The sequence below is a fragment of the Nonomuraea sp. NPDC049695 genome (assembly GCF_040674955.1).
In the GTDB taxonomy this organism is placed as follows: Bacteria; Actinomycetota; Actinomycetes; order Streptosporangiales; family Streptosporangiaceae; genus Nonomuraea; species Nonomuraea helvata.
On record NZ_JBFANV010000006.1, the window covers coordinates 141,886 to 162,498 of the forward strand.

Sequence of the window (20,613 nt, forward strand, 5' to 3'; positions counted from 1 at the left end):
CCTTTGTGAGGGTTTGCCATGGCTATTCATAGCCAGGCCCTTAGTTCCCACAACAGCGGGAAGTAGTGCATACGCGTTCTACCGCGCAGATAGGGGGCACCGGTCGAGCCTCCTGTGCCGGACTTGGTGCCGATCTGGCGTTCGACCATCTGGACGTGACGCATGCGCCAGTGCGCTGCCTTCTCGTCATGCGTCAGCAGGTCTTCGGCCAGTTGCCACAGGTCGTCGTAAGACCTGCGGTCCCTCGCCACGGCCAGCAGCGAGTCCATGATCTCGTCGTCGGAGACCGGCAGGCCACGCTGGGAGAGGGCGGTGAGGTAAGCATCCCACAGCGTGGGCTCCTCCAGCCTGCGGCGCAGCCGCGCGAGCTCCGTGTCGCTGGCGTGCCTGAAGCTGCTGAGATAACGCTCGTCCTTCAGCCCTGACAGGAACTCCAGCTCCCGGAACTGCACCGACTGGAAGCCACTGGCCGGCTCCAGCTTGGCCCGGAACTCGAGGAAGTCCTGGGGCGTCATCGTCTCCAGGACGTCCACCTGCTCGATCAGCACCTTCTCGACCGCGTGCACCCGGTGGAACAGGTGCCTGGCCTGCCAGAGCTCGCCCTCGAACATGGCCTCGCGGGCGCTCTCCAGCTCGTGGAGCAGCAGCTTGAACCACAGCTCGTAGACCTGGTGAATGGTGATGAAGAGCAGCTCGTCGGGGGCCTCCGACTCCGGCTGCTGCTGTGCGAGAAGTGCGGGCAGACGAAGATAGCCGCCGTACGACAGCCGGCCGCCTTCCTCGCCGAACCGCCGATGCGGGGGAACGGGCGCATCACCGTCGATGCCCACCGAACACCTCCCCCTGACCGCCCGGTGTCTCCACCCGGACGCGAAGCCTCGCCGTACCGATACCACCCGAAAAGGGCACAGACGTCAACGTGACATCGACATCGGGGGGTCGTCGTCGGAGGCTGAGGGAGTGTTCTTGAGCTCGTCGAGCTGCTCTGGGAGCTCGGCAAGCTCAATCAACTCCGCCTGGCATCTCTCGCACGTGTCGAGGTGGCGTTCGAACGCCTCGTGCTCCTCAGGATCGAGGACACCAAGGACGTAGGCGGCCACCTCGTCATGCATCAGCCGGCTACCCCCTTGTCCCGCAACAGCTCACGGAGCGCCCGGATCCCGTAGTAGAGCCGGGACTTCACCGTGCCCGGCGGGATCCCCAGAATCTCCGCCGCCTCATTTATCGTACGGTCTCTGAGGTAGGTCTGCTCAATGACTTCGCGGTGTTCTTCAGAGAGGCTGCGAAGCGCGTCGGCGACAACGATCGCCGAGAGAGCCCGCTCCGAGCCGTCGGGCACCGCCATCATGTCGACTTCGGGCGGCTCGACCTCGTGAGGCCGGACGCTCTTCCGCCGACGTCCGTCGATAACGATACGGCGGGCTACCGTCAGTAGCCACGCCCATATAAGGCCTGGTTCCCATTGCAGTCTTGCCGAGTTTTTCCAGGCTCTGACGAGCGTCTCCTGCACGACGTCTTCGGCCCATTGAAGGTCGTTACCTGTCGATTTGCGTACGTGGCGCAGCAGAGGGCCGCCGAACTCCTGGTAAAGCACCGCGATGCGATGCTCCGCCTCGGCATCCGCACTCTCGAACCTGCCGTCGAGGTGACCTAGCACGGGGCACATCTTTACACCTTCGTTATCGGTCCGGTAGCCACTCCGATAACTCCAGTCATTTCTAACTATCTCCGGCCATGACTGAACCTGTCCCGCCGAGCCCGCGTACCTCCGACCATGCACAGGCTTTTGCGCGGCGAGCTCTTCATGCTCGGTGGCTTCGTCGTAGCGGCCGCGGTGACGATCGTGCTGGTCATGCCGCCCTCGATCGATCCCGCGGCCGCGTCGTGGACGCAGACGTCCTCAGGACCGCTCACGGCCGCGGACCGCGACCTGCTCATCAAGGTGCGCCAGGCCGGCCTCTGGGAGATGCCCGCGGGTGAGTACGCCCAGACCCGCGCCGAGGCCCAGCGCGTGAAGGAGGTCGGCAAGCTGATCATGCAGGACCACATGAAGCTGGACCTGATCACGCGGCAGACGGCCAAGAAGCTCGGCGTGGCACTTCCCGACGAGCCCAACGCCGACCAGCAGAGCTGGCTGGCCCAGCTGGCCGCGGAGAGCGGCCCCGCCTTCGACAAGGACTACGCGAACCTGTTGCGTGCCGCGCACGGCAAGGTCTTCACCGTCGTGGCGGCCGTACGGGCCGGGACGCGCAACGCGGAGATCAGGAAGTTCGCGGAGCAAGGCATCAACTTCGTCATGCGCCACATGACGCTCCTGGAGTCCACCGGCCTGGTCGACCACAACCAGTTGCCCGAACCCCCGTCGCCCTCACCCGCTCCACCCGTCGCGATGGCGGTCGAAACAAGGAGACACATATGAGGAGATCCAGACGCATGGCCGCGGCCATGTCTGCTTTGGCCGTGGCGGCAGGCGGCCTGGTGTCCGCGGCTGTCATCGGCGTCGGCCCGGCACACGCCGACCACTGCGACCCGGCCCAGGCCAACCAGACGCCGCAGGCAACCCAGACGCCGCAGCGGAACCGGAACCGGAACCAGAATCAGGACCAGAACCAGCAGCAAGATCAAGACCAGCAGGGTCAGAACCAGGACCAGCAGGGACAGGATCAACAGGGCCAGGACCAGAACCAGCAGGGACAAGACCAGCAAGGCCAGGACCAGAACCAGGACCAGGGCCGGCAGCAGGGTCAGCAGAACGGCGATCAGCAGCAGAACGCCGACCAGCAGGACCAGGCTCCCCAGGGTGGCGGCGCCGCGGTGCTGGACCCGGCCCAGTCCCCCGGAGCCGACGACAACAACGGGGACGACCAGGCCCAGGCTGACGATCCGGACCAGAACGCCCAGACGTTCCGCCGCCGCAACCGCCCGACCAGGACCGCCACGCCGGTGCCGAGCCAGGGTCAGGGCCAGAACGGCAACGGCAACGGAACCGCTTCCCCCACCGCCTCGCCCACGGCCACCAACGACGACGACCACAACGAGTGCGCCGACCTCGGCCCGTTCGTCCAGGACTTCGTCGACATCCGCCAGGTGCAGCCGCGTCAGCTTGACGCCCGCATCGGCAGGAACGGCTCGCGGGGCAGCTTCGTCTCCCAGTGCGGGACGAACCGCAACGGCCACAACAACCCGGACAACTTCATCGTGGCCCCCGGCGTGAGCAACGGCGCCCACCACCTTCACGACTACGTGGGCAACCTGTCGACGAACGGCTTCTCCACGGACGAGAGCCTGGCCGCCGCGGGCACCACGTGCCAGTTCGGCGACAAATCAACGTACTTCTGGCCGGTACTCAGAGACCGCAAGGTGGACGTCAACACCGAGGACGCGGACGGCAACGTCGGCCAGGTGCTGCGTGCCCGCTCCGTGACGCTCCAGTTCCGCGGCAACGCCGCCTCCAGGGTCGTCGCGATGCCGAGGTTCCTCAGGCTGATCACCGGTGACGCCAAGGCGGCCACCAACGGCGGCGCCAACGCCAGGGCCGCCTGGACGTGCACGGGATTCCAAAATCGCATAAGTCCCGACAAATATCCGCTTTGCCCGCGCGGCAGCCAGGTCGTTCGTATCCTGGATTTCCCTAGCTGCTGGGACGGCCAGAACACCGACAGCGCCAATCACAGAACGCACGTGGTCTTCCCTGGTCAGGGTGGCGCCTGCCCGCAGGGCACCAGGGCGATTCCGGCACTGCGCATGACCCTCACGTACTCCGTGCCGCAGGGCCCGTCCTTCGCCGTGGACGCCTTCCCCGAACAGAAGCACAACCCGGTCACCGACCACGCCGACTTCGCGAACGTGATGCCCGACCGATTGATGCAGTTCGTCGTCTCATGCATCAACCGGGGCCGCCGTTGCTGATCTGAACCGCCTTCACGGGCGACCCAGCCTTCCGAGTCGCACCCTCACCCGACGTTGGAGGGAACATAGATGCTCCACAGACGACACCCCCGGCACGCCCCCACCAAGCTGGACTCCAGGAACGTCCGGCTGGGGGCGAGCGCCGCGATCACGGCCGTCCTGCTGTCGGCGTTCGCGCTGACCAGGACGGAACGCGGCGTCGCGCTGCTCGGCCGAGGGGTCAGCTTCCTCGAGTTCTACGCGGGCGTGTTCGCCCTGGTCCTGCTGACCACGACGGTCGCGCTCGGTCTGCTCACGACCGAACGCGTCTTCCTGTCGCCGGCCAACCGGGTCAGGGCGCAGCTCGCGCACAAGGCCACCGCGCTCATCGGACTGGCCTACCTGGTCACGCACATCGGACTCATGATCAGCCTGGGGCACGTACCGCTGGGGGCGGCGTTCGTGCCTGTGTCCGGGCTCTACGTGGGTCTCGGCACGCTGGGCCTGGACCTCATGGTCCTGGCCGTGGCCACGGGAATGCTGAGGGGGCGCTTCGCGGTGCGGAGCAGGCCGTGGATGTGGCGGATCATGCACTCCGCCGCGTACATCGCCTGGCCGGTCGCGATCATGCATGGGCTCACGGCCGGGCGCCAGCCGGCCGGTTGGGTGGCCTGGTCCTACGTGGCCTGCCTGGCGGCGGTCGGCTCGGCGCTGGTCGTGCGCGTGCTGGCCACGGTGCGCCGGCCTCCGGTCGTACCCGAGAGGATCGAAATGCCCGCGGTGACCTCGGCCGCCACCGTGGGTGTGCCCGCGGAGCGGCCGCAGAAGGTGGCGGCGCCGGTGGCGGCGGCGGCCCAGGCGGCCGCCAGGGTCAACGCGCCGGTGAGCCTGGCCGACGCCCGGCGCAGATACCGGGAGGCCGGATGACCCCGCCCAAGATCTTTGGGCCCGAGATACGCCCGGCACACACCTCAGGAGACCGGATGACCCCCGCAACCCCGAAGGAGCAACCGTGATTCCGGCCCGAGTGCCACGGGTGTTACGCATGGGACCGGCCCGGCTGACCGCCGGGCTCGACCACACCCGGCGGCTGGACCTTCCCGCACACCGCACCCTCCACGGCGCTCCCGAGCCGCGCGAGCTGGGCGAGCTCATCTCGCAGGCCAACGAGGTGGACATGCGCGGCCGCGGCGGGGCGGCGTTCCCGTTCGCGCGCAAGCTGCGGGCCGTCGCGGACTCGGCCGGCTCGGGCGAGAGCGTCGTGCTGGTCAACGGCGCCGAGGGCGAGCCCGCCAGCTCCAAGGACGCCATGCTGCTCACCCGCAACCCGCACCTGGTGCTGGACGGCGCGGTGCTGGCGGCCGAGGCGCTGGGCGCCCGCGAGGTGGTCGTCGCCACGGCCGGGGGCGAGGTGGCCGAGGCGTCCGTCGCCGCCGCCGTGGCCGAACGCAGGGCCGCGAACATCGCGGGCGGCGCGGAGAGCCGCGTCCCGATCCGGGTGGTCGGGATCAAGGAGAGGTTCATCTCCGGGGAGGGCGGCGCGCTCGTCAACGCCGTCAACGGCGAGGAAGGCATTCCGCCCGGCCGCAAGCGGCGGGCCGCGATCAGCGGCGTGGACGGGCTGCCGACCCTGCTGTCCAACACGGAGACGTACGCGCAGTTCGCGCTGCTCGCCGAGCTCGGCCCGGAGAGGTACGCCGAGGTCGGCACGAGCAAGGAGCCCGGCACCATCCTGCTCACCGTCAGCGGCGGGGCGGCCAACGGCGCGGTCATCGAGGCGCCGACCGGCACCTACCTGGGCGACGTGCTCGCGCTGACCGAGGCCGACGTCGGCGACGGGGTGCTCATCGGCGGCTACCACGGCGCGTGGCTGTCGGCGGAGGTGGCGCAGACGGCGGTGCTCTCGCGCGAGGGCATGAAGCAGGCCGGGGCCACCCTGGGCGCCGGCATCATCGTCCCGCTCGGCGAGTCGACGTGCTCGCTGGGCGAGGCCGCCAGGGTCGCCGCCTATCTGGCGGCCGAGTCCGCGGGCCAGTGCGGCCCGTGCCGGCTCGGCCTGCCGGACATCGCCAGGGCCATGTACGCGCTGGTCGAGGGCACCGGCTCGGTGGACGCCGTACGGCGCTGCGTGCGCGGCGTCGAGCGGCGCGGAGCCTGCTTCCACCCGGACGGCACGGCGAAGTTCGTGCTGTCGGCGCTGGACGCGTTCGAGAGCGAGATCGCGCTCCACCTGGAGCACGGCTCGTGCGGACGGCCGGTGCGCGGCGTGCTGCCCATGCCCGAGCGCGAGGCGGACGTCGAGTACCGGCTGGAGGTCGACTGGTCCCGCTGCGCGGGGCACGGCCTGTGCGCGCACCTGCTGCCGGAGTTCGTGGACCTGGACGACTACGGGTTCCCGTCGTTCAGGAACGTCCCAGGATGGATGGCCAAGGAGGCGCGGCGCACCGTCGAGATGTGCCCCGCGCTGGCCCTGCGGCTCGTCCAGACCACCGGGGACGGGCCGAAGCCGGTCGGGTCGCCGCTGCGGTTGGTCAAGGACGGAGTGCTCAAGAAGGCAGGGGCGAGCGTGCCCCGGCTCACGCGGGTGGGCGCCGTACCCACCAGGAACGCGCTTGGGGGGACGGCCGGGTGAGCCCGAAGTGATGAAGATGTGACCAACCTGGCGCGTCATCTGGACGTCTCACCGATCGGCCGAACACCGACCAGCTGGGAGATGTCCATGGACCGCCGGGACTTTCTGCATGTCGCCGCGCTCGCGCCGCTGGCCGCCGCGGCGTCCCGGACCGGGGCGCTCGGGACCTCCGCGCCGCCGCCCAACTGGGCGCGGCTGCGCACGCAGCTGGCGGGCACGCTCGTGCTGCCCGGCGACGCCGGTTACAACACCGCGCGCCGCCTCTACAACCCCGCTTTCGACCGCATCAGGCCGGGCGGGGTCGCCTACTGCGCGAACGCGGCCGACGTGTCGGCGTGCCTGACGTTCGCGCGCACCAGCGGCGTGCCGGTCACCACCCGCTCCGGAGGCCACTCCTACGCGGGCTGGTCGACGGGCACGGGGCTGGTGATCGACGTGTCCAGGATGAGCTCGGTCGCTTATTCGGGCGGCCGGGCCACGATCGGCGCGGGCGCCAAGCTGATCGACGTCTACGACAAGCTCTCGCGCCACGGCGTGAGCATCCCCGCCGGCTCCTGCCCCACGGTCGGGATCGGCGGCCTCACACTGGGCGGGGGCATCGGCGTGGTGTCGAGGAAGTACGGGCTCACGTGCGACACCCTCGAGTCCGTACGCGTCGTCACGGCCGACGGCCGGGTGCTGACCTGCGACGCCGCGCGTAACGCCGGGCTCTACTGGGCCTGCAGGGGCGGTGGCGGCGGCAACTTCGGCGTGGCGGTGTCCTTCACGTTCAGGACCTTCGAGGCGCGCGACGTCACCGTGTTCTTCCTGCACTGGCCGTGGTCCAAGGCGGAGGCCGTGGTCAAGGCGTGGCAGTCGTGGGGCCCCTCCGCGCCGGACGAGCTGTGGTCGTCGCTGCACCTGGCGCGCTCGGCGAGCGGCCTGGACGCCGCCGTCGTCGGCACCTACGTCGGCGGCCGAGCCGCGCTCGACCGGCTGCTGGCCCCGCTCGTCGCCAAGGCCGGGCGGCCGTCGTCGCGCTCGGCGCGGACGGTCCCCTACCTGGAGGGCATGAAGGTCATGGGCGGCTGCGCGGCCATGTCGGTCGCCGAGTGCCGGCGGATGCCGCGGGAGGCGTTCTCGGCCAAGTCGCACATGGCGTACGGGAAGCTGCCGGCGGACGGCGTCCGGGCGCTCGTGAAGGGGGTGGCGCGCGGCGGGCGGCACGCCGTGCTGCTGGACGCCATGGGCGGGGCCATCGGCCGCGTCGGCCCCGCGGCCACGGCATTTCCACATCGGGCGGCACTTTTCAGCGTCCAGTATTACGAGGAGGGGACGGATCGGGGATGGCTGCGCGGCCTACATTCCGACATGTCTAAATATTTCGGGGATCACGCGTATGTGAATTACATCGACCCCGAATTGCAGACTTGGCGGAATGCGTATTATGGCCCCAACGCAGCCCGGCTCGCCGAGGTGAAGTCCACCTACGACCCCGACCGGCTGTTCCGGCTTCCGCAGGGCGTCTAGGACTTTCCGCGCACATACACCGGCTCTCCTACCTGCACCATCTCGTACAGGCGTACGGCGGTGGGCACCGGGACGCGTACGCAGCCGTGCGAGGAGGGCTTGGTGGGCACCACCGACGAGCCGTGCATCGCGATGCCGCCGTTGAAGTAGAGCGAGTCGAACATCATGCCCAGGGGGCTCTTCTCCCAGCCGGGCGTCCGCTTGTAGACCTTGAAGTCCCCTACCGGGGTGATGGCGTAGCCGCAGCGGCCGGCCTCGCAGTAGTGCACGTTGGCGCCGGTCGAGACATGCGAGGTCAGCACCGGGCGGCGGCGCCGGTAGACGGTGAGGAGCTGGTCGGTCAGGTTGATCTCGACCCGGTTCGCGGGGCCGTCGGGCACCAGGGGGCGCAGTCGTCTGGGCCGCTCGAACTCCTGCCAGATCTTCGGCCCCACCGCGTTCATCGGCCTCATCCGTCGGCTCTTCTGAAAGCCCCAGACCGCGTACCTCGTCTGGACGTCGTACTTGCCGTTCATGGCGCCGTAGTAGAAGCCGCGGTCGTGCAGGCGCTGCTGGAGCAGCTTGACCATGTCGCCCCGGGCGCCCGGCCGCAGAATGGTGACGGTCTCCTCCTTCTCTTCCTCGGCCGCCGGTTGTTCCGCTCGAACAGGCGGTTGCTCCACCTGGACGGGCGGGTCATCCGCCAGAGCGGGCAGCACCGCCAGTAGCGGCAGAGCGCATCCTGCGAGCAGGGCCGCAAGTACGCAGAACTTTCTTGTCATGAATCGACGGGTACCCAGATCGCCGGGAATTCATCTCCAGCGCGGGTCCCGCCAAGCAAATTCCGGAGAACAATAGAACCCCGCTAAATACTTTTATATCGCTTCTGTCGGACGAAAACGGGTGGCGCGGCGGCGGCCACGGATGGAACCATGCGGTGCCATGCGTCACTGGCCGCTCACCGAGCTCTCCATCACGACCCCGCGCCTCGTGCTGCGCCACCCCTCGCTCGAAGACCTCGACGAACTCGGCGACCGGGCCGCCGAGGGCATCCACGAAGAGGGGTTCATGCCGTTCCTCTTCCCGTGGTCGGAGGCCGAGCCGGCCGAGCGGGCCAGGAACACGGTCCAGTACCGGTTCCGCACGTGGGGCGAGTTCACCGCCGCCGACTGGCAGGTGGAGTTCGTCGTCGTCTTCGAGGGCCAGGTCGTGGGCAGCCAGGCCATCATGAGCAAGGATTTCCCGGTGACCCGCGAGGCCAAGACCGGCTCCTGGCTGGGGCGGCGCTTCCAGGGCCGGGGCATCGGCACGGAGATGCGCCAGGCCGTGCTGCACTTCGCCTTCGCCGGCCTGGGTGCCAGGTACGCGGCGACAGAAGCGTTCGAGGACAACCACGCGTCACTGGCGGTGACGCGGAAGCTCGGCTACCGGGACGACGGGATCACCATGCACTCCCGCAAGGGCGAGCCGGTCGCCACCTGCCGCTTCCGCCTGGCCCGCGAGGACTGGACGGAGTCGCCCGGCTTCGAGATCCACAACCTTGCTCCGTGCCTGCCCCTGTTCGGACTCGACACGCCCTCACGCGTCGCGCAGCCGTAGCAGCAGGCCGCCGCCCGCGAGTGCCGCGGCGGCCCAGGCGGCCGCCACGCCGAGGCCCGCCCATGGGCCGATGGGGAGGTCGGCGAGATCCACGGTCGTCTGGACGGCCAGCCCCGCGTTCGTCGGGGAGATCGACCAGAGCAGCCGCCTCGACTCCTCGCCGGAGACCATGAGGACGGCGATCGGGAACACGTAGAGCAGGCCGAGCACCACCCCGGCGGCCGCCGCGGAGTCGCGTACGGCAGTGGCGAGGCCCAGGCTGAGCAGCGCGATCAGCACCAGGTACAGGACCGAGCCGACGGCGGCGCGCAGGGTGGGCCCGTCGGCCAGGGACAGCGGCGGATAGCCGTGCGCGGGGGTGAAGCCGCTGCCCGGCAGCAGGAGCCGACCGGCCAGCACGGACCCGAGCACGGCGACGGTCCCCGCGGCCAGCGTCAGCCCGCCGACCACGACGGCCTTGGCGGCCAGGGCGGTGGTCCGGCGGGGCATGGCGGTGAGGCTGGTGTGGATCATGCCGGTGCTGTACTCGCCGCAGACCGCCAGCACGGCCAGCAGGGCGACCATCGCCTGACCGAGCTGCACGCCGACGAGGCTGATCCGGGCGGCGTCCTGCCCGCACCCCGCCGCCGCGCAGGGCACGACCGCGGCCGCCACCGCCCCCGCGGCCACGGTCAGCACGACGAGCGCGCCCAGCAGCCACCAGGGCCCCGCCACGGTACGCAGTTTGGTCCACTCGGCATGCACTTCCCGCCTCATACGTCGCTCCTGCGCAGCCGGTGGGCGGCCAGGGCGAGGGCCAGGGCCGCGTACGCGCACAGGACGGCGAAACCCGCCCACGGCGGCAGCGGGAAGTAGCCCTCAGCCGGCACGTAAGGGGCGGTCACGTGCGCGTATGTGGGCATGCTCTGCTGGATCGCGAACCCCGCCGCCGGAGTCACCCGCAGCAGCCACCGCGACACCTCGACCGGCAGGATGGAGGCGACCGCGAGCACGTACGGGACGAGGATCGTCGCGATGACCGCGATGACCGCCATGGCACTGCGCCGGAACAGAGCCCCGACGGCGAGGGCGAAGACGGCGGCCACGGCGAGCAGCGCGGCCGTGCCCACGATCACCCGCAGCGAGGTGAGCGGCTCCACCGGGGCGAGCACGTTCCCGTTGGCGGCCAGGATCGACCGGCCGACAGGCACGGTCACGGCCGCGCCGACCAGCCCGGCGACGAAGGCGGCAGCGGCGATCACGACGGCCTTGGCCGCCAGCACCCGGCCGCGCCGGGGGCTGGCGAGCAGGGTGGTGCGGATCAGGCCCCGCCGGTACTCCGCGGTGACGAACATCACCGCCACCGCCGTCATCGCGACGAGCGCGGTCAGCACCCCGGTCAGCACGCGCTCGACCGGCATGCCCTCCTCGGACGGCGCGATGTCGCCCACCCCCGTGACCTTGAACGTGTCACCCGACTGGACGAGCCCGCCCGGATGGTGCGGGGTGACGCCGTCGGCCTCCATCGAGACGCCGATGTCGTCGCGGCTCCACGCGCCCCCGGCCGCCACGCCTCGCACGCCGACCTGGTCCATGACGGCGGTGACCTCGGCGAAGCGCGAGGCGACGGCGGCTCCGCCCATCACGTTCGGGGTCACGGTCAGGTCGCCGGGAGAGGCGGCGAAGAGCCCGATCTCGACCTTCCCGGCGAGCCCGGGCGGACGGACGGTGCCCACTGTGGTCCAGTGCGAGCCGTCGGCCGACTCCTCGCCGGTGATCGTGTCGCCGGTACGGGTCAGCCGCAGCCACCGGGGCGACGCCGCCGAGACGCCACCTGGGCGCCCCGCCAGGTCCTCGGTGAAGTTGTGCTGCATGCGCACCCCGTGGCTGCCGGTGACCATCAGGGCCGCGTACGCGGTGCCCTGCCGGACGCTCTGCTTGATCATGACCCCGGCCTTGGCCCACGGTGTGACGCCGGGGACGACGTTCCTGACGCCGGGGGTGACGTCGGGCTTGCGGAGCTGCCCGGTCATGGAGCTCACGCGTACGGTGACACTGCCGTCGCCGGGCAGCGGCTGGTGCACGAAGTAGAAGCGGTCCCTTACGGCCACGCCGCCGGGACCCGTCAGAGGGGCGGGACAGGGCACTTCGATCGGCCCTTTGCTGCACGAGGAGCGGCTGCCGGTCGCGAACAGCACTCCCAGCCCCACGATCAGCAGTGTCACGAGCGCCAGTCCGAGCATCCAGCCGCGTACCGTGCGGATCTTGGTCCATTCGGCGCGCAGCAGCTGCGCGAAGCCGTCGCGCCCGGTCCGCTGTCCGGAGCGGTAGGGGGTGACGGCGGTCATCGCGCCGCTCCCCTGAACTCGACCGCGTCCCTGGTGAGATCCAGGTACGCCTCTTCCAGCGTCGCGCGGTGGGCGGAGACCTCCGAGAACGGCACTCCCTGCGCACCGAGCAGCCGCACGATGTGCTCGGCGGCCAGCCCGGAGACGACGAGGGTGTCCCGCTCGGTGACGGTCACGGTGGCGTCCGCGCCGGCCAGCACCGACATCGCCTCGGCGCGGGCCGTCGTACGCAACGTGACCCGGTCGCGCGAAGCGGTCGTGATCAGGTCGGCCACGCCGGCGTCCGCGACGACGCGGCCCCTGCCCACGACCACGAGATGGCCCGCGGTGTCCTGCAGCTCGCTCATCAGATGGCTGGAGACCAGCACGGCGCGCCCCTCCGCGGCCAGAGACCGCAGGAAGCCGCGGATCCACACGATGCCCTCGGGGTCGAGGCCGTTGAACGGCTCGTCCAGCATGAGCACCGGCGGGTCGCCGAGCAGCGCGGCGGCGATGCCGAGCCGCTGGCGCATCCCCAGCGAGTAGCCGCCCGCCCTGCGCCGGGCCGCGGAGGTCAGCCCGACCTGCTCGATCACCTCGTCCACCCGCCTGGCCCCGAGCCCCTGGGAGTGCGCCAGCCACAGCAGGTGGTTGCGCCCGGTGCGGCTCGGTTGCAGCGCCGCGGCGTCGAGCAGCGCGCCGACGTGGCTCAGGGGGTTGCGCAGGCTCGGGTACGGATGCCCGCCGACCAGCGCCCGGCCCTCGTCGGGTGCGTCCAGGCCGAGCACCACCCGCATGGTGGTGGATTTGCCCGCCCCGTTCGGCCCCACGAACCCGGTGACCCGGCCCGGCAGCACGGTGAACGTCATCCCGTCCAGCGCCTGGGTCTGGCCGAACCGCTTGCGCAGGCCGGTTACTTCGATGGTTGCTTCCACGCCAGGCAGACTAGGCAGCGACCCCCGTCGCGGTCGTCACGCGGCGGAGCGATCTCCGCCGTCGCTGGCGTCAGCTACGTCACGTCCCTCTTGTGAGGGATGCCAGGATCGCGGGTGCCCGGGACAATGACCTGGTGGAACGAGCGCAGGACCGCGCCGCGCGGCTGGTCGGGGTGGCGTACGGGTGGGGGTGCCGGGTCGCCTCGGCGCCGTACGCGCCGGTCGTGGCCGGCGTGGTGCTGGCGCTGCTCGCGGTGGCCGAGTCGGTCACGCACGCCGGGAGCGTGCCCGCCCTGAGCGACACCGTGAGCGCCCCTGTGAACGGCCCAGTGAACAGCCCAGTGAACAGCGCTGTGACCATGGACGGCTCGCCTGCGCGGTCCGAGGGCACGCCGCTCGTCCTCGTGGTCTTCTCCCTGCTCGCCCTGGCCACCACGCTGCCGCTGCCCCTGCTGTGGGCCCAGCCGGCCGTGGCGGCGGTGCTGACCTCGGTGGCAGGCCTGCTGTCGATCGGCGCCTTCCACACGCTGACCGTGGCGGGCGCGGTGGCGCAGCTGGCCACCGGCTACCGGTTCGGACGCCACGGGTCGCCGGCGGCGGCCGTGCTGGTCACCATGCCGTACCCGGTGCTGGCGGCGGCGCTCGGGCCGGGCGACCAGGTGCGCCGGCTCACGCTGCTGCTGGCGTTCCTTGCCCCGGCGGCGGCGCTGGCCGGGATCGCCGTACGGACCCGGCGCACGGCCAGGGCCGACACCGCCGCCCGGCAGGTCATCGCCGACAGCCTGCTCGAGCACACCGCCCGCGGCGAGCGCGCCCGCATCGCCCGCGAGCTGCACGACGTCGTCGCCCACCACATCTCCATGGTGGCCGTGCAGGCGGAGACCGCCCGGCTGGCCGTTCCCGGGATGCCGGCGGCGGGCGCCGAACGGCTGCTGGCGATCGGCGACACGGCCAGGGCGGCGCTGACCGAGATGCGGCGGCTGCTCGGCGTGCTCCGCGAGGACGCCGAGGCCGAGGCCGCCTGGCGTCCCCAGCCCGGCCTGCGCCTGCACGAGCTCAACGAGCTGGTGGACGAGGCCAGGCAGGCGTCGGGTACGAGCACCCGGCTGATCCTGCGCGGCTCGCCCGTGGAGCTCGACCCCGGGGTGGAGCTGGCCGCGTACCGGATCATCCAGGAGGCGCTCACCAACGCACGGCGGCACGCGCCGGGGGCGGCGGTGGACGTGGAGCTCGACTACACCGGCGACGACCTGCGCCTGCTCGTCCGCGACAACGGCCCGGGGCCGCCGAGCGCGGAAGCGGCCGGGCATGGGCTGTCCGGCATGCGCGAGCGCGCCGCCGCCGTCGGCGGCGAGCTCCGCACGGGTCCTGCCCATGGCGGCGGCTTCCTGGTCGAGGCCCGCCTGCCGGGAAGGGACGGGACGGACGGATGAGCGGCGAGACCTCCAAGATCAGAATCGTCATCGCCGACGATCACCTGGTCGTGCGGACGGGGTTCGGCGAGCTGCTCGACACCCAGCCCGACTTCGAGGTCGCGGGCACCGCCGCCGACGGGGCCGAGGCGGTGCGGGCCTGTCGCGAGTTCTCCCCCGACGTGGTGCTCATGGACGTGCGCATGCCGGTCATGGACGGCATCGAGGCCACCAGACGCCTCGCCGGCGGGCCGAAGGTGCTCATCCTGACCACGTTCGACCTCGACGAGTACGTCTACGACGCCCTGCGCGCGGGAGCCAGCGGCTTCCTGCTCAAAGACGTCACGGCCGAGCGCCTCTTCGACGCGGTCCGCGTCATCGCCGCCGGGGAGGCGCTGCTGGCCCCGGCGGTCACCCGCCGCCTCATCAGCGAGTTCGCCCGCCTGGGCCCGAAGCCGGGCACGGCGGCGCTCTCCTCGCTCACCCCTCGCGAGACGCAGGTCCTGCGGCTGGTCGCCGAGGGCCTGTCCAACCCCGAGATCGCGGCCAGGCTGGTGGTCACGGAGGAGACGGTCAAGACGCACGTGAGCCGCGTCCTGGGCAAGCTCGGCCTGCGCGACAGGACCCAGGCCGTCGTCGCCGCGTACGAGTCGGGCCTGGTCGTGCCGCGCGGCCGGGACTGAACGTCAGAAGTCGAACTTGTCGATGTTCTCCTTGTTGAACACGGTCGGCTTGCCGAGCAGCACCTCGCCCTTGGCCCCGATCGTGTACTCGCCGAGCTTGCCCGCCTTGAACTTCTCCCCCTCGGCCCCGGTGATCTGCCCGGACGCGAGCGCCGCCGCCGCGTACGACGCCAGGTAGCCGAGGTCGGCCGGGTTCCACAGCTCGAACGCCTCGATGGTCCCGTCCTTGACGAACTTCTTGAGCTGGTTGGGGGTGCCGAGCCCGGTGAGCTTGACCTTCCCCTTGTACGGCGAGTCCGACAGGTAGCGGGCGGCCGCGGCGATCCCCACGGTCGTGGGCGAGATGATGCCCGCCAGGTCCGGATACGAGCGGAGAAGTCCCTGCGTCTCGGTGAACGACTTCTGGTCCTCGTCGTTGCCGTAGGCGACCTTGACCAGCTCCATGTTCTTGTACTCGGGCTTCTTGAGCTCGTCCTTCATGAAGTCGATCCAGGTGTTCTGGTTCGTCGCGTTGGGGGTGGCGGACAGCACCGCGATCTTGCCCTTGTGCCCGATCTGCTCGGCCAGCAGCTGGACCTCCGTGCGGCCGAGGTCCTCGGCACCGGCCTGGTTCACGAACACGTGCCGGCCCGCGGGCGCGGTGTCGGAGTCGTAGCTGACGACCTTGATCCCGGCGGCCCGCGCCCGCGTGAGCGCGGGCACGACGGCGTTCGGGTCGTTGGCGGAGATGACGATGGCGTCCTGCTTCTGCTGGATCAGCGTGTTGATGTAGGACACCTGGGAGGACGCGCTGGCCTCGGACGGGCCGACCTCCTTGGCCTCACCGCCGAACTCCTTGGCGGCCTCGGCGCCGCCGCCGTCGGCGATGGTGAAGTAGGGGTTGTTGACCTGCTTGGGCAGGAACGCGATCTTCAGTCCCTGCTTGACGGGGGCGTTCGGATCGGCCGAGGCGGACGACGCGGCGGCCGTGGCGGAGGCGGAGGACTGCTGCGCCACGTCGCTCTTGGTGGTGCCGCCGCAGGCGGCCGTCAGCAGGACGAGTCCGGCGAGGAGCGCCGTGGGCCGCCAAGGGGTGCGCGTTGTCATGAAGCGGACTTCCCTTCCACTTGTGGTGATGTGCGCCGCCGCCATACCGCCCCCACGTTGGGCGCCAGCACGGATGCGACGAGCAGCAGGCCCGTCACGAAGTTCAGGACCTCGTTGGCCACGTCGGCGAGGATGAGCGCGTTGCGCACCACGCCGAGCAGCAGCACCGCCATCAGGACCCCGGGCAGCGTGCCGCGCCCACCGAAGATCGACACCCCTCCGAGCAGTACGGCGGCCACCACGGCCAGCTCGAGCCCGACGCCGTTGTCCGCCCTGGCGCTGGCGTAGCGGAACGTGTAGACCAGGGACGCCAGCGACGCCATCACCCCGGAGGCCACGAACAGCCAGAGCTTGATCCGCTTGACCCGGACGCCCGCGAAGAAGGCGGCCTCCACGTTCGAGCCGAGCGCGAAGATCGACCGGCCCGCCCCCGTCGCGTGCAGCACCACGGCCGACACCGCCGCCAGCACCGCGACCAGCACGGTCGCGACCGGGACCGGCCCGAACGAGGCCGTCGCCAGGCTCGTGTAGGCGGGCGGCAGGTCGGCCACCGCCTGGTCGCCGAGGATCACGTAAGCCAGACCGCGGAACAGCGCGAACGTCCCGATCGTGACCGCCAGCGAGGGCAGGCCGAGCCGGGTGACGAGCAGCCCGTTGAACGCGCCGCACGCCGCGCCCACTAGGAGGCAGATGGGCATGATCGCCTCGATCGGAAGCCCGGCGTTCCAGAGCCGGCCGAGCACCGCGCACGACAGGCCCAGTGTGGAGGCCACCGACAGGTCGATCTCGGCCGCGATGATCACGAGGGTCATGGTCAGGGCCATGAGGGCGATCTCGGTGGTGTCGAGCAGCAGGAAGGAGATGTTGGAGCCGTTCGCGAACCCGTCAACGCCCAGCGAGGCCCACACGACCACGCCGACGAGCAGCACGAGGATGAGCCCTTCCCACCGGCGCGCCAGGTCAAGTCGCATCGTGGAACCTCCTGCGGCGCAGCGCGGCGGCCACCCGCAGCGCGAGTATCCGGTCGAGGGCGATGGCGGCGATCAGCAGCGCGCCGTTGATCGCCGTCTGGGCGAGCGCGTCCACCCGCAGCACGGCCAGCGCGCTGGTGATGCCGGACAGCAGCAACGCCCCCAGGGCCGCCCCGTACACCGTGCCGCTGCCGCCGAAGATGGCCACCCCGCCCACCACGACGGCCGCGACCACGTCGAGCTCCTTCCCGGTGGCCACGGTGGCGTCCACCGTGCCGAAGCGGGCCGCCCACATGACTCCGGCCAGGCCCGCCAGAGCCCCGTTGGCCACGAACGCCGTGACGATCCGGCGCCGCACCCTGATCCCGGCCAGTACGGCCGCCTCGGGGTTGGAGCCGATGGCGTACAGCTCCCTGCCGGAGCGCAGGTTGCCCAGCATCCAGCCGACCACCACCAGCACGACCAGGGCGGTCAGGGCGAGCAGCGGCACCCCGAGCACCGAGCGCGTCCCGAGGGAGAGGAAGCCCTCGGGCATGTCGGCCGCGTTGACCTGGCGTCCGCCGGCCCAGGCGTAGTCGATGCCGCGGAAGGCGTACAGGGTGCCGAGCGTGGCGACCAGGGCGGGCACCTTCGCCGCCCCGACGAGCAGCCCGTTGACCGCCCCGCACAGGGCGCCGAGCAGCACGCACCCGGCGACCACGACCGCGACCGGCACGCCCGGGTGGTCGGCCAGGATCAGCGCGCCCCCGAACGCCGACAGGCCCACCACGGAGCTGACGGACAGGTCGACGTTCCTGGTGATGACCACGAGCGTCTGGCCGACGGCGAGCATGGCGACGATGGCGGAGTTCAGCAGGATGTCGCGGATGCTGGCGTAGGTGAGGAAGGACGGGTTGACGGCGCCTGTGACGCCGAAGAGCACGCCGAGTGCGACGACGATGCCCAGCTCGCGCACGCGCGCGACCCGGTCCACGAGCCGCCGCCCGCCGTTGCGCCGCACTGCCTCCGTCCTGGTGGCGGTCGCGGTCATGCGACGCTCCTTCCGGTGGCGGCGGCCATCACGCTCTCCTCGGTCGCGTCCGCGCGGGGGATCTCGGCCACCAGCCGCCCCTCGTGCATGACCAGCACCCGGTCCGCCATCCCCAGCACCTCGGGCAGCTCGGACGAGATCATCAGCACCGCCACCCCGCCTCCGGCCAGCTCCGACAGCAGCCGGTGCACCTCGGCCTTGGTGGCCACGTCGATCCCTCGGGTCGGCTCGTCCACGATGAGCACCGACGGCCGGCGCGCCAGCCACTTGGCCAGCACGACCTTCTGCTGGTTACCGCCGGACAGCACGTTCACGGGATCCGTCAGCCGCCCGAACTTCAGCCGCAGCCGCACCGCCCAGTCCCTGGCCCGCTCCCGTTCGGCCGGCCGGGAGATCAGCGGCCCCCGGCGTACGGCGGCCAGCCCGGCGAGCCCGATGTTGCGCTCGATGGACAGGTCCATGACGAGCCCCTGCTGCCGCCGGTCCTCCGGCACCAGCGCCAGCCCGGCCGCCATGGCCGCCGTGGGGCTGGCGGGCCGCAGCCGCTCGCCGTCCACCTCCACGCTCCCCGCGTCCCACCGGTCGATGCCGAACACGGCCCTGGCCACCTCGCTGCGCCCCGCCCCGACCAGCCCGGCCAGCGCGACGATCTCGCCCCGCCGCACCTCGAAGGACACGTCGGTGAAGACTCCTTCGCGGGTGAGCCGGTCCACTTTCAGCGCCACCTCGCCGCGGGAGGTCTCCTGCTTGGGGAACAGGGCGTCCAGCTCCCTGCCGACCATGCGGCGTACCAGGTCGTCGGGGGTGATGTCGGCGATCAGGTCGCTCGCGACGTACGCGCCGTCGCGCAGGACGGTGGCCCGCCGGCACAGCTCGAAGATCTCCTCCAGCCGGTGCGAGATGAACAGCAGCGCGCACCCCTGCGAGCGCAGCGCCCGCGCGACGCCGAACAGCCGGGCGACCTCCGTGCCCGACAGGGCGGCGGTCGGCTCGTCCATGACGAGCACCCGCGCCTGCCGCGACAACGCCTTGGCGATCTCCACGAGCTGCTGGTCGGCGATCGACAGGCCGCGGGCCGGCTGGTCGGGGTCGAGGTGCACGCCCAGCCTGCCGAACAGCTCGGCGGTGCTCGCGCGCATGGCCCGCCGGTCGATGCCGAGGCGGCGGCGCGGCTGGCGGCCCATGAAGATGTTCTCCATGACCGACAGGTCGGGGAAGAGGGTCGGTTCCTGGTAGATGACCGCGACCCCGGCCCGCTGCGCGTCCGCGGGCCCGCCGAACTCCACCGGCTCACCGTCCAGCAGGATCCGCCCCGAGTCGGGGCGGTGGACGCCGGAGAGGATCTTCACGAGCGTCGACTTGCCCGCGCCGTTCTCCCCGGCGAGCGCGTGCACCTCGCCGGGGAAGAGCTCCAGAGAGACCTCGCGTACGGCGCGCACCGCACCGAACGCCTTGCTGACCTGTGAGAGGGACAGAACGGGCGTCTCATTCATTTGCCGCGGCTCCCCGGCAAAATCGTTTTAAGCAATGTGGCGACGGTAATTCAGCAATGAGGGAGCGTCAATGGCTGCTGAATACGAGATCGCCACGCGCACAAAGTCGTGCGGAAATTGTTACGTTTTAAGGAGTTCTTTCGCGGGCAAAGAACACGCCTCGCGGCGGTACCTGCCCGGCGCCACCTCATACTCCCGCTTGAAGGCGTTGGCGAAAGCGAACTCCGAGCCGTAACCGACGCTGGCGGCGATCCTGCTGAGCGGCGCGTCGGACTCGCGCATCAGGCGGGCCGCCGTGGCCAGGCGCCACCAGGTGATGTACGCGAGCGGCGGCCGGCCCACCAGCGAGCTGAAGCGGCGGGAGAAGGCCGCCCTCGACAGCCCCGCCCGGGCGCCCAGCTCCTGCACCGTCCACGGATGGGCGGGATCGCGGTGAATGGCGTCCAGCGCGGCGCTGATGCCCGGATCGGCCAGCGCCTGCGCCCACCCGCCGACCGAGCAGTGGCCGTGCTCCCCCTCGAACCAGGCCCGCAGGATGTAGAGCAGGAGCAGGTCGAGCAGCGACGACACCACCGTGTCGGCGCCCAGCCGAGGGCGCTGGATCTCCGCGCCCAGGGCCTCGACGGCGGAACGCAGCTCGGTGTGCAGGCCGAGCCGGGCCGGCAGGTGGATCAGGCCGGGCAGCTCACGCAGGATCGGATGGGCCCGGCCGGGGTCGAGCCGGTAGCCCCCGCACAGCAGGACGGCGGACACGGGGCCGTCGATCGACTCGGAGGCGAACAGACCGAGCCCGTCGTCCAGCGGGTCGCAGTCGAGCTCGACCACCGGGGTGGAGGGCGAGTCGGCCATCGCGTAGCCGTCACCGTGGGGGAAGAAGAGCACGTCGCCCACCGACAGCGCGATCGGATCGCCTTCCGGCGCAATCAGCCAGCTCGACCCCCGCAGGATCACCTGGAATCCCGCGGAGCCGGGCACTGAGGGGAAGCGCTGCCCCCAGGGCGCGCGCAGCTCGACGCGGGCCGAGCGGGGGCTGCCGGTGCGCATGAGGGCGATCACGTCGCTGAGCACATCCACGGAAGAAACCTACAGG

The 20,613-nt window shown here is 71.1% G+C and carries 20 protein-coding genes; 8 read left to right on the top strand and 12 right to left on the bottom strand.

Annotation, left to right across the window (positions count from 1 at the left end):
* Positions 1–26: 26 nt before the first annotated feature.
* The 3 genes from AB0J64_RS08080 to AB0J64_RS08090 all read right to left on the bottom strand — a co-directional run bounded on the left by AB0J64_RS08080 (position 27) and on the right by AB0J64_RS08090 (position 1,666).
* Positions 27–830 (bottom strand): tryptophan 2,3-dioxygenase family protein, encoded by an 804-nt coding sequence (locus AB0J64_RS08080; protein ID WP_364022469.1) that lies wholly within the window; start codon positions 828–830, stop codon positions 27–29.
* A gap of 84 nt (positions 831–914) precedes the next feature.
* Positions 915–1,112 (bottom strand): zf-HC2 domain-containing protein, encoded by a 198-nt coding sequence (locus tag AB0J64_RS08085; RefSeq protein ID WP_364022472.1) that lies wholly within the window; start codon positions 1,110–1,112, stop codon positions 915–917.
* Entirely contained in the window at positions 1,112–1,666 is a 555-nt protein-coding gene (locus tag AB0J64_RS08090; protein ID WP_364022476.1) for a sigma-70 family RNA polymerase sigma factor, read from the bottom strand. Before AB0J64_RS08090 ends, AB0J64_RS08085 begins: the two co-directional genes overlap by 1 nt.
* 108 nt (positions 1,667–1,774) lie before the next feature.
* On the opposite strand from AB0J64_RS08090, the gene AB0J64_RS08095 reads away from it, so the two are divergent.
* From AB0J64_RS08095 to AB0J64_RS08115, 5 genes are all read left to right on the top strand, one after another.
* Positions 1,775–2,419 carry a DUF4142 domain-containing protein gene (locus AB0J64_RS08095; protein WP_364022479.1) on the top strand — a complete coding sequence of 215 codons (645 nt, stop codon included), beginning with the start codon at positions 1,775–1,777 and terminating at the stop codon, positions 2,417–2,419.
* A complete protein-coding gene (locus AB0J64_RS08100; protein WP_364022482.1) occupies positions 2,416–3,909 on the top strand; it encodes a DUF1996 domain-containing protein in 1,494 nt (497 codons plus the stop codon). The genes AB0J64_RS08095 and AB0J64_RS08100 overlap by 4 nt, the downstream gene beginning before the upstream one ends.
* Before the next feature lie 69 nt (positions 3,910–3,978).
* Positions 3,979–4,815 (top strand): hypothetical protein, encoded by an 837-nt coding sequence (locus AB0J64_RS08105; protein WP_364022485.1) that lies wholly within the window; start codon positions 3,979–3,981, stop codon positions 4,813–4,815.
* 85 nt (positions 4,816–4,900) lie between these two features.
* Entirely contained in the window at positions 4,901–6,520 is a 1,620-nt protein-coding gene (locus AB0J64_RS08110; protein WP_364022488.1) for an NADH-ubiquinone oxidoreductase-F iron-sulfur binding region domain-containing protein, read from the top strand.
* Between the two features lie 87 nt (positions 6,521–6,607).
* Complete coding sequence (locus AB0J64_RS08115; protein ID WP_364022491.1) at positions 6,608–8,029, top strand: FAD-binding oxidoreductase; 1,422 nt, start codon at positions 6,608–6,610, stop codon at positions 8,027–8,029.
* Here the strand turns inward: AB0J64_RS08115 and AB0J64_RS08120 are convergent.
* Positions 8,026–8,790 (bottom strand): L,D-transpeptidase family protein, encoded by a 765-nt coding sequence (locus tag AB0J64_RS08120; RefSeq protein ID WP_364022494.1) that lies wholly within the window; start codon positions 8,788–8,790, stop codon positions 8,026–8,028. The two genes, AB0J64_RS08115 and AB0J64_RS08120, sit on opposite strands and share 4 nt — an antisense overlap.
* 160 nt (positions 8,791–8,950) lie before the next feature.
* Here AB0J64_RS08120 and AB0J64_RS08125 point away from each other — a divergent pair, with 160 nt between their 5' ends.
* Complete coding sequence (locus AB0J64_RS08125) at positions 8,951–9,607, top strand: GNAT family protein (protein WP_364022497.1); 657 nt, start codon at positions 8,951–8,953, stop codon at positions 9,605–9,607.
* Here AB0J64_RS08125 and AB0J64_RS08130 read toward each other — a convergent pair.
* The 3 genes from AB0J64_RS08130 to AB0J64_RS08140 are packed head-to-tail and all read right to left on the bottom strand — an operon-like array spanning position 9,587 to position 12,848.
* On the bottom strand, positions 9,587–10,363 hold the full coding sequence (locus AB0J64_RS08130; RefSeq protein ID WP_364022500.1) for an ABC transporter permease: 777 nt from the start codon (positions 10,361–10,363) through the stop codon (positions 9,587–9,589). The two genes, AB0J64_RS08125 and AB0J64_RS08130, sit on opposite strands and share 21 nt — an antisense overlap.
* On the bottom strand, positions 10,360–11,934 hold the full coding sequence (locus AB0J64_RS08135; RefSeq protein ID WP_364022503.1) for an ABC transporter permease subunit: 1,575 nt from the start codon (positions 11,932–11,934) through the stop codon (positions 10,360–10,362). The genes AB0J64_RS08130 and AB0J64_RS08135 overlap by 4 nt, the downstream gene beginning before the upstream one ends.
* Complete coding sequence (locus AB0J64_RS08140; RefSeq protein ID WP_364022506.1) at positions 11,931–12,848, bottom strand: ATP-binding cassette domain-containing protein; 918 nt, start codon at positions 12,846–12,848, stop codon at positions 11,931–11,933. The genes AB0J64_RS08135 and AB0J64_RS08140 overlap by 4 nt, the downstream gene beginning before the upstream one ends.
* A 134-nt stretch (positions 12,849–12,982) precedes the next feature.
* On the opposite strand from AB0J64_RS08140, the gene AB0J64_RS08145 reads away from it, so the two are divergent.
* Both AB0J64_RS08145 and AB0J64_RS08150 read left to right on the top strand, forming a co-directional pair.
* Complete coding sequence (locus AB0J64_RS08145; protein ID WP_364022509.1) at positions 12,983–14,281, top strand: sensor histidine kinase; 1,299 nt, start codon at positions 12,983–12,985, stop codon at positions 14,279–14,281.
* A complete protein-coding gene (locus AB0J64_RS08150; RefSeq protein ID WP_364022512.1) occupies positions 14,278–14,943 on the top strand; it encodes a response regulator transcription factor in 666 nt (221 codons plus the stop codon). Before AB0J64_RS08145 ends, AB0J64_RS08150 begins: the two co-directional genes overlap by 4 nt.
* Positions 14,944–14,946: 3 nt before the next feature.
* Here the strand turns inward: AB0J64_RS08150 and rhaS are convergent, their stop codons facing one another.
* The 5 genes from rhaS to AB0J64_RS08175 all read right to left on the bottom strand — a co-directional run bounded on the left by rhaS (position 14,947) and on the right by AB0J64_RS08175 (position 20,597).
* Entirely contained in the window at positions 14,947–16,029 is a 1,083-nt protein-coding gene (gene rhaS, locus AB0J64_RS08155; protein ID WP_364022515.1) for a rhamnose ABC transporter substrate-binding protein, read from the bottom strand.
* Positions 16,026–17,000, bottom strand: a complete 975-nt coding sequence (locus AB0J64_RS08160; protein WP_364022518.1) for an ABC transporter permease — start codon at positions 16,998–17,000, stop codon at positions 16,026–16,028. Before AB0J64_RS08160 ends, rhaS begins: the two co-directional genes overlap by 4 nt.
* Positions 16,990–18,030, bottom strand: a complete 1,041-nt coding sequence (locus tag AB0J64_RS08165) for an ABC transporter permease (protein WP_364022520.1) — start codon at positions 18,028–18,030, stop codon at positions 16,990–16,992. The genes AB0J64_RS08160 and AB0J64_RS08165 overlap by 11 nt, the downstream gene beginning before the upstream one ends.
* The gene (locus AB0J64_RS08170; RefSeq protein WP_364022523.1) at positions 18,027–19,523 is read right to left on the bottom strand and encodes a sugar ABC transporter ATP-binding protein; all 1,497 of its coding nucleotides are present in this window, start codon (positions 19,521–19,523) and stop codon (positions 18,027–18,029) included. The genes AB0J64_RS08165 and AB0J64_RS08170 overlap by 4 nt, the downstream gene beginning before the upstream one ends.
* Positions 19,524–19,643: 120 nt before the next feature.
* Complete coding sequence (locus AB0J64_RS08175; protein WP_364022526.1) at positions 19,644–20,597, bottom strand: AraC family transcriptional regulator; 954 nt, start codon at positions 20,595–20,597, stop codon at positions 19,644–19,646.
* Between the last annotated feature and the right edge of the window lie 16 nt (positions 20,598–20,613).

What these genes read in the sequence shown, in the direction of transcription:
- AB0J64_RS08120 (WP_364022494.1), bottom strand. Translation starts at nt 8,790, where the DNA reads ATGACAAGAAAGTTCTGCGTACTTGCGGCCCTGCTCGCAGGATGCGCT.
- AB0J64_RS08105 (WP_364022485.1), top strand. Translation starts at nt 3,979, where the DNA reads ATGCTCCACAGACGACACCCCCGGCACGCCCCCACCAAGCTGGACTCC.
- AB0J64_RS08165 (WP_364022520.1), bottom strand. Translation starts at nt 18,030, where the DNA reads ATGACCGCGACCGCCACCAGGACGGAGGCAGTGCGGCGCAACGGCGGG.
- AB0J64_RS08115 (WP_364022491.1), top strand. Translation starts at nt 6,608, where the DNA reads ATGGACCGCCGGGACTTTCTGCATGTCGCCGCGCTCGCGCCGCTGGCC.
- AB0J64_RS08085 (WP_364022472.1), bottom strand. Translation starts at nt 1,112, where the DNA reads ATGCATGACGAGGTGGCCGCCTACGTCCTTGGTGTCCTCGATCCTGAG.
- AB0J64_RS08150 (WP_364022512.1), top strand. Translation starts at nt 14,278, where the DNA reads ATGAGCGGCGAGACCTCCAAGATCAGAATCGTCATCGCCGACGATCAC.
- AB0J64_RS08090 (WP_364022476.1), bottom strand. Translation starts at nt 1,666, where the DNA reads ATGTGCCCCGTGCTAGGTCACCTCGACGGCAGGTTCGAGAGTGCGGAT.
- AB0J64_RS08130 (WP_364022500.1), bottom strand. Translation starts at nt 10,363, where the DNA reads ATGAGGCGGGAAGTGCATGCCGAGTGGACCAAACTGCGTACCGTGGCG.
- AB0J64_RS08160 (WP_364022518.1), bottom strand. Translation starts at nt 17,000, where the DNA reads ATGCGACTTGACCTGGCGCGCCGGTGGGAAGGGCTCATCCTCGTGCTG.
- AB0J64_RS08125 (WP_364022497.1), top strand. Translation starts at nt 8,951, where the DNA reads ATGCGTCACTGGCCGCTCACCGAGCTCTCCATCACGACCCCGCGCCTC.
- rhaS (WP_364022515.1), bottom strand. Translation starts at nt 16,029, where the DNA reads ATGACAACGCGCACCCCTTGGCGGCCCACGGCGCTCCTCGCCGGACTC.
- AB0J64_RS08135 (WP_364022503.1), bottom strand. Translation starts at nt 11,934, where the DNA reads ATGACCGCCGTCACCCCCTACCGCTCCGGACAGCGGACCGGGCGCGAC.
- AB0J64_RS08100 (WP_364022482.1), top strand. Translation starts at nt 2,416, where the DNA reads ATGAGGAGATCCAGACGCATGGCCGCGGCCATGTCTGCTTTGGCCGTG.
- AB0J64_RS08170 (WP_364022523.1), bottom strand. Translation starts at nt 19,523, where the DNA reads ATGAATGAGACGCCCGTTCTGTCCCTCTCACAGGTCAGCAAGGCGTTC.
- AB0J64_RS08095 (WP_364022479.1), top strand. Translation starts at nt 1,775, where the DNA reads ATGCACAGGCTTTTGCGCGGCGAGCTCTTCATGCTCGGTGGCTTCGTC.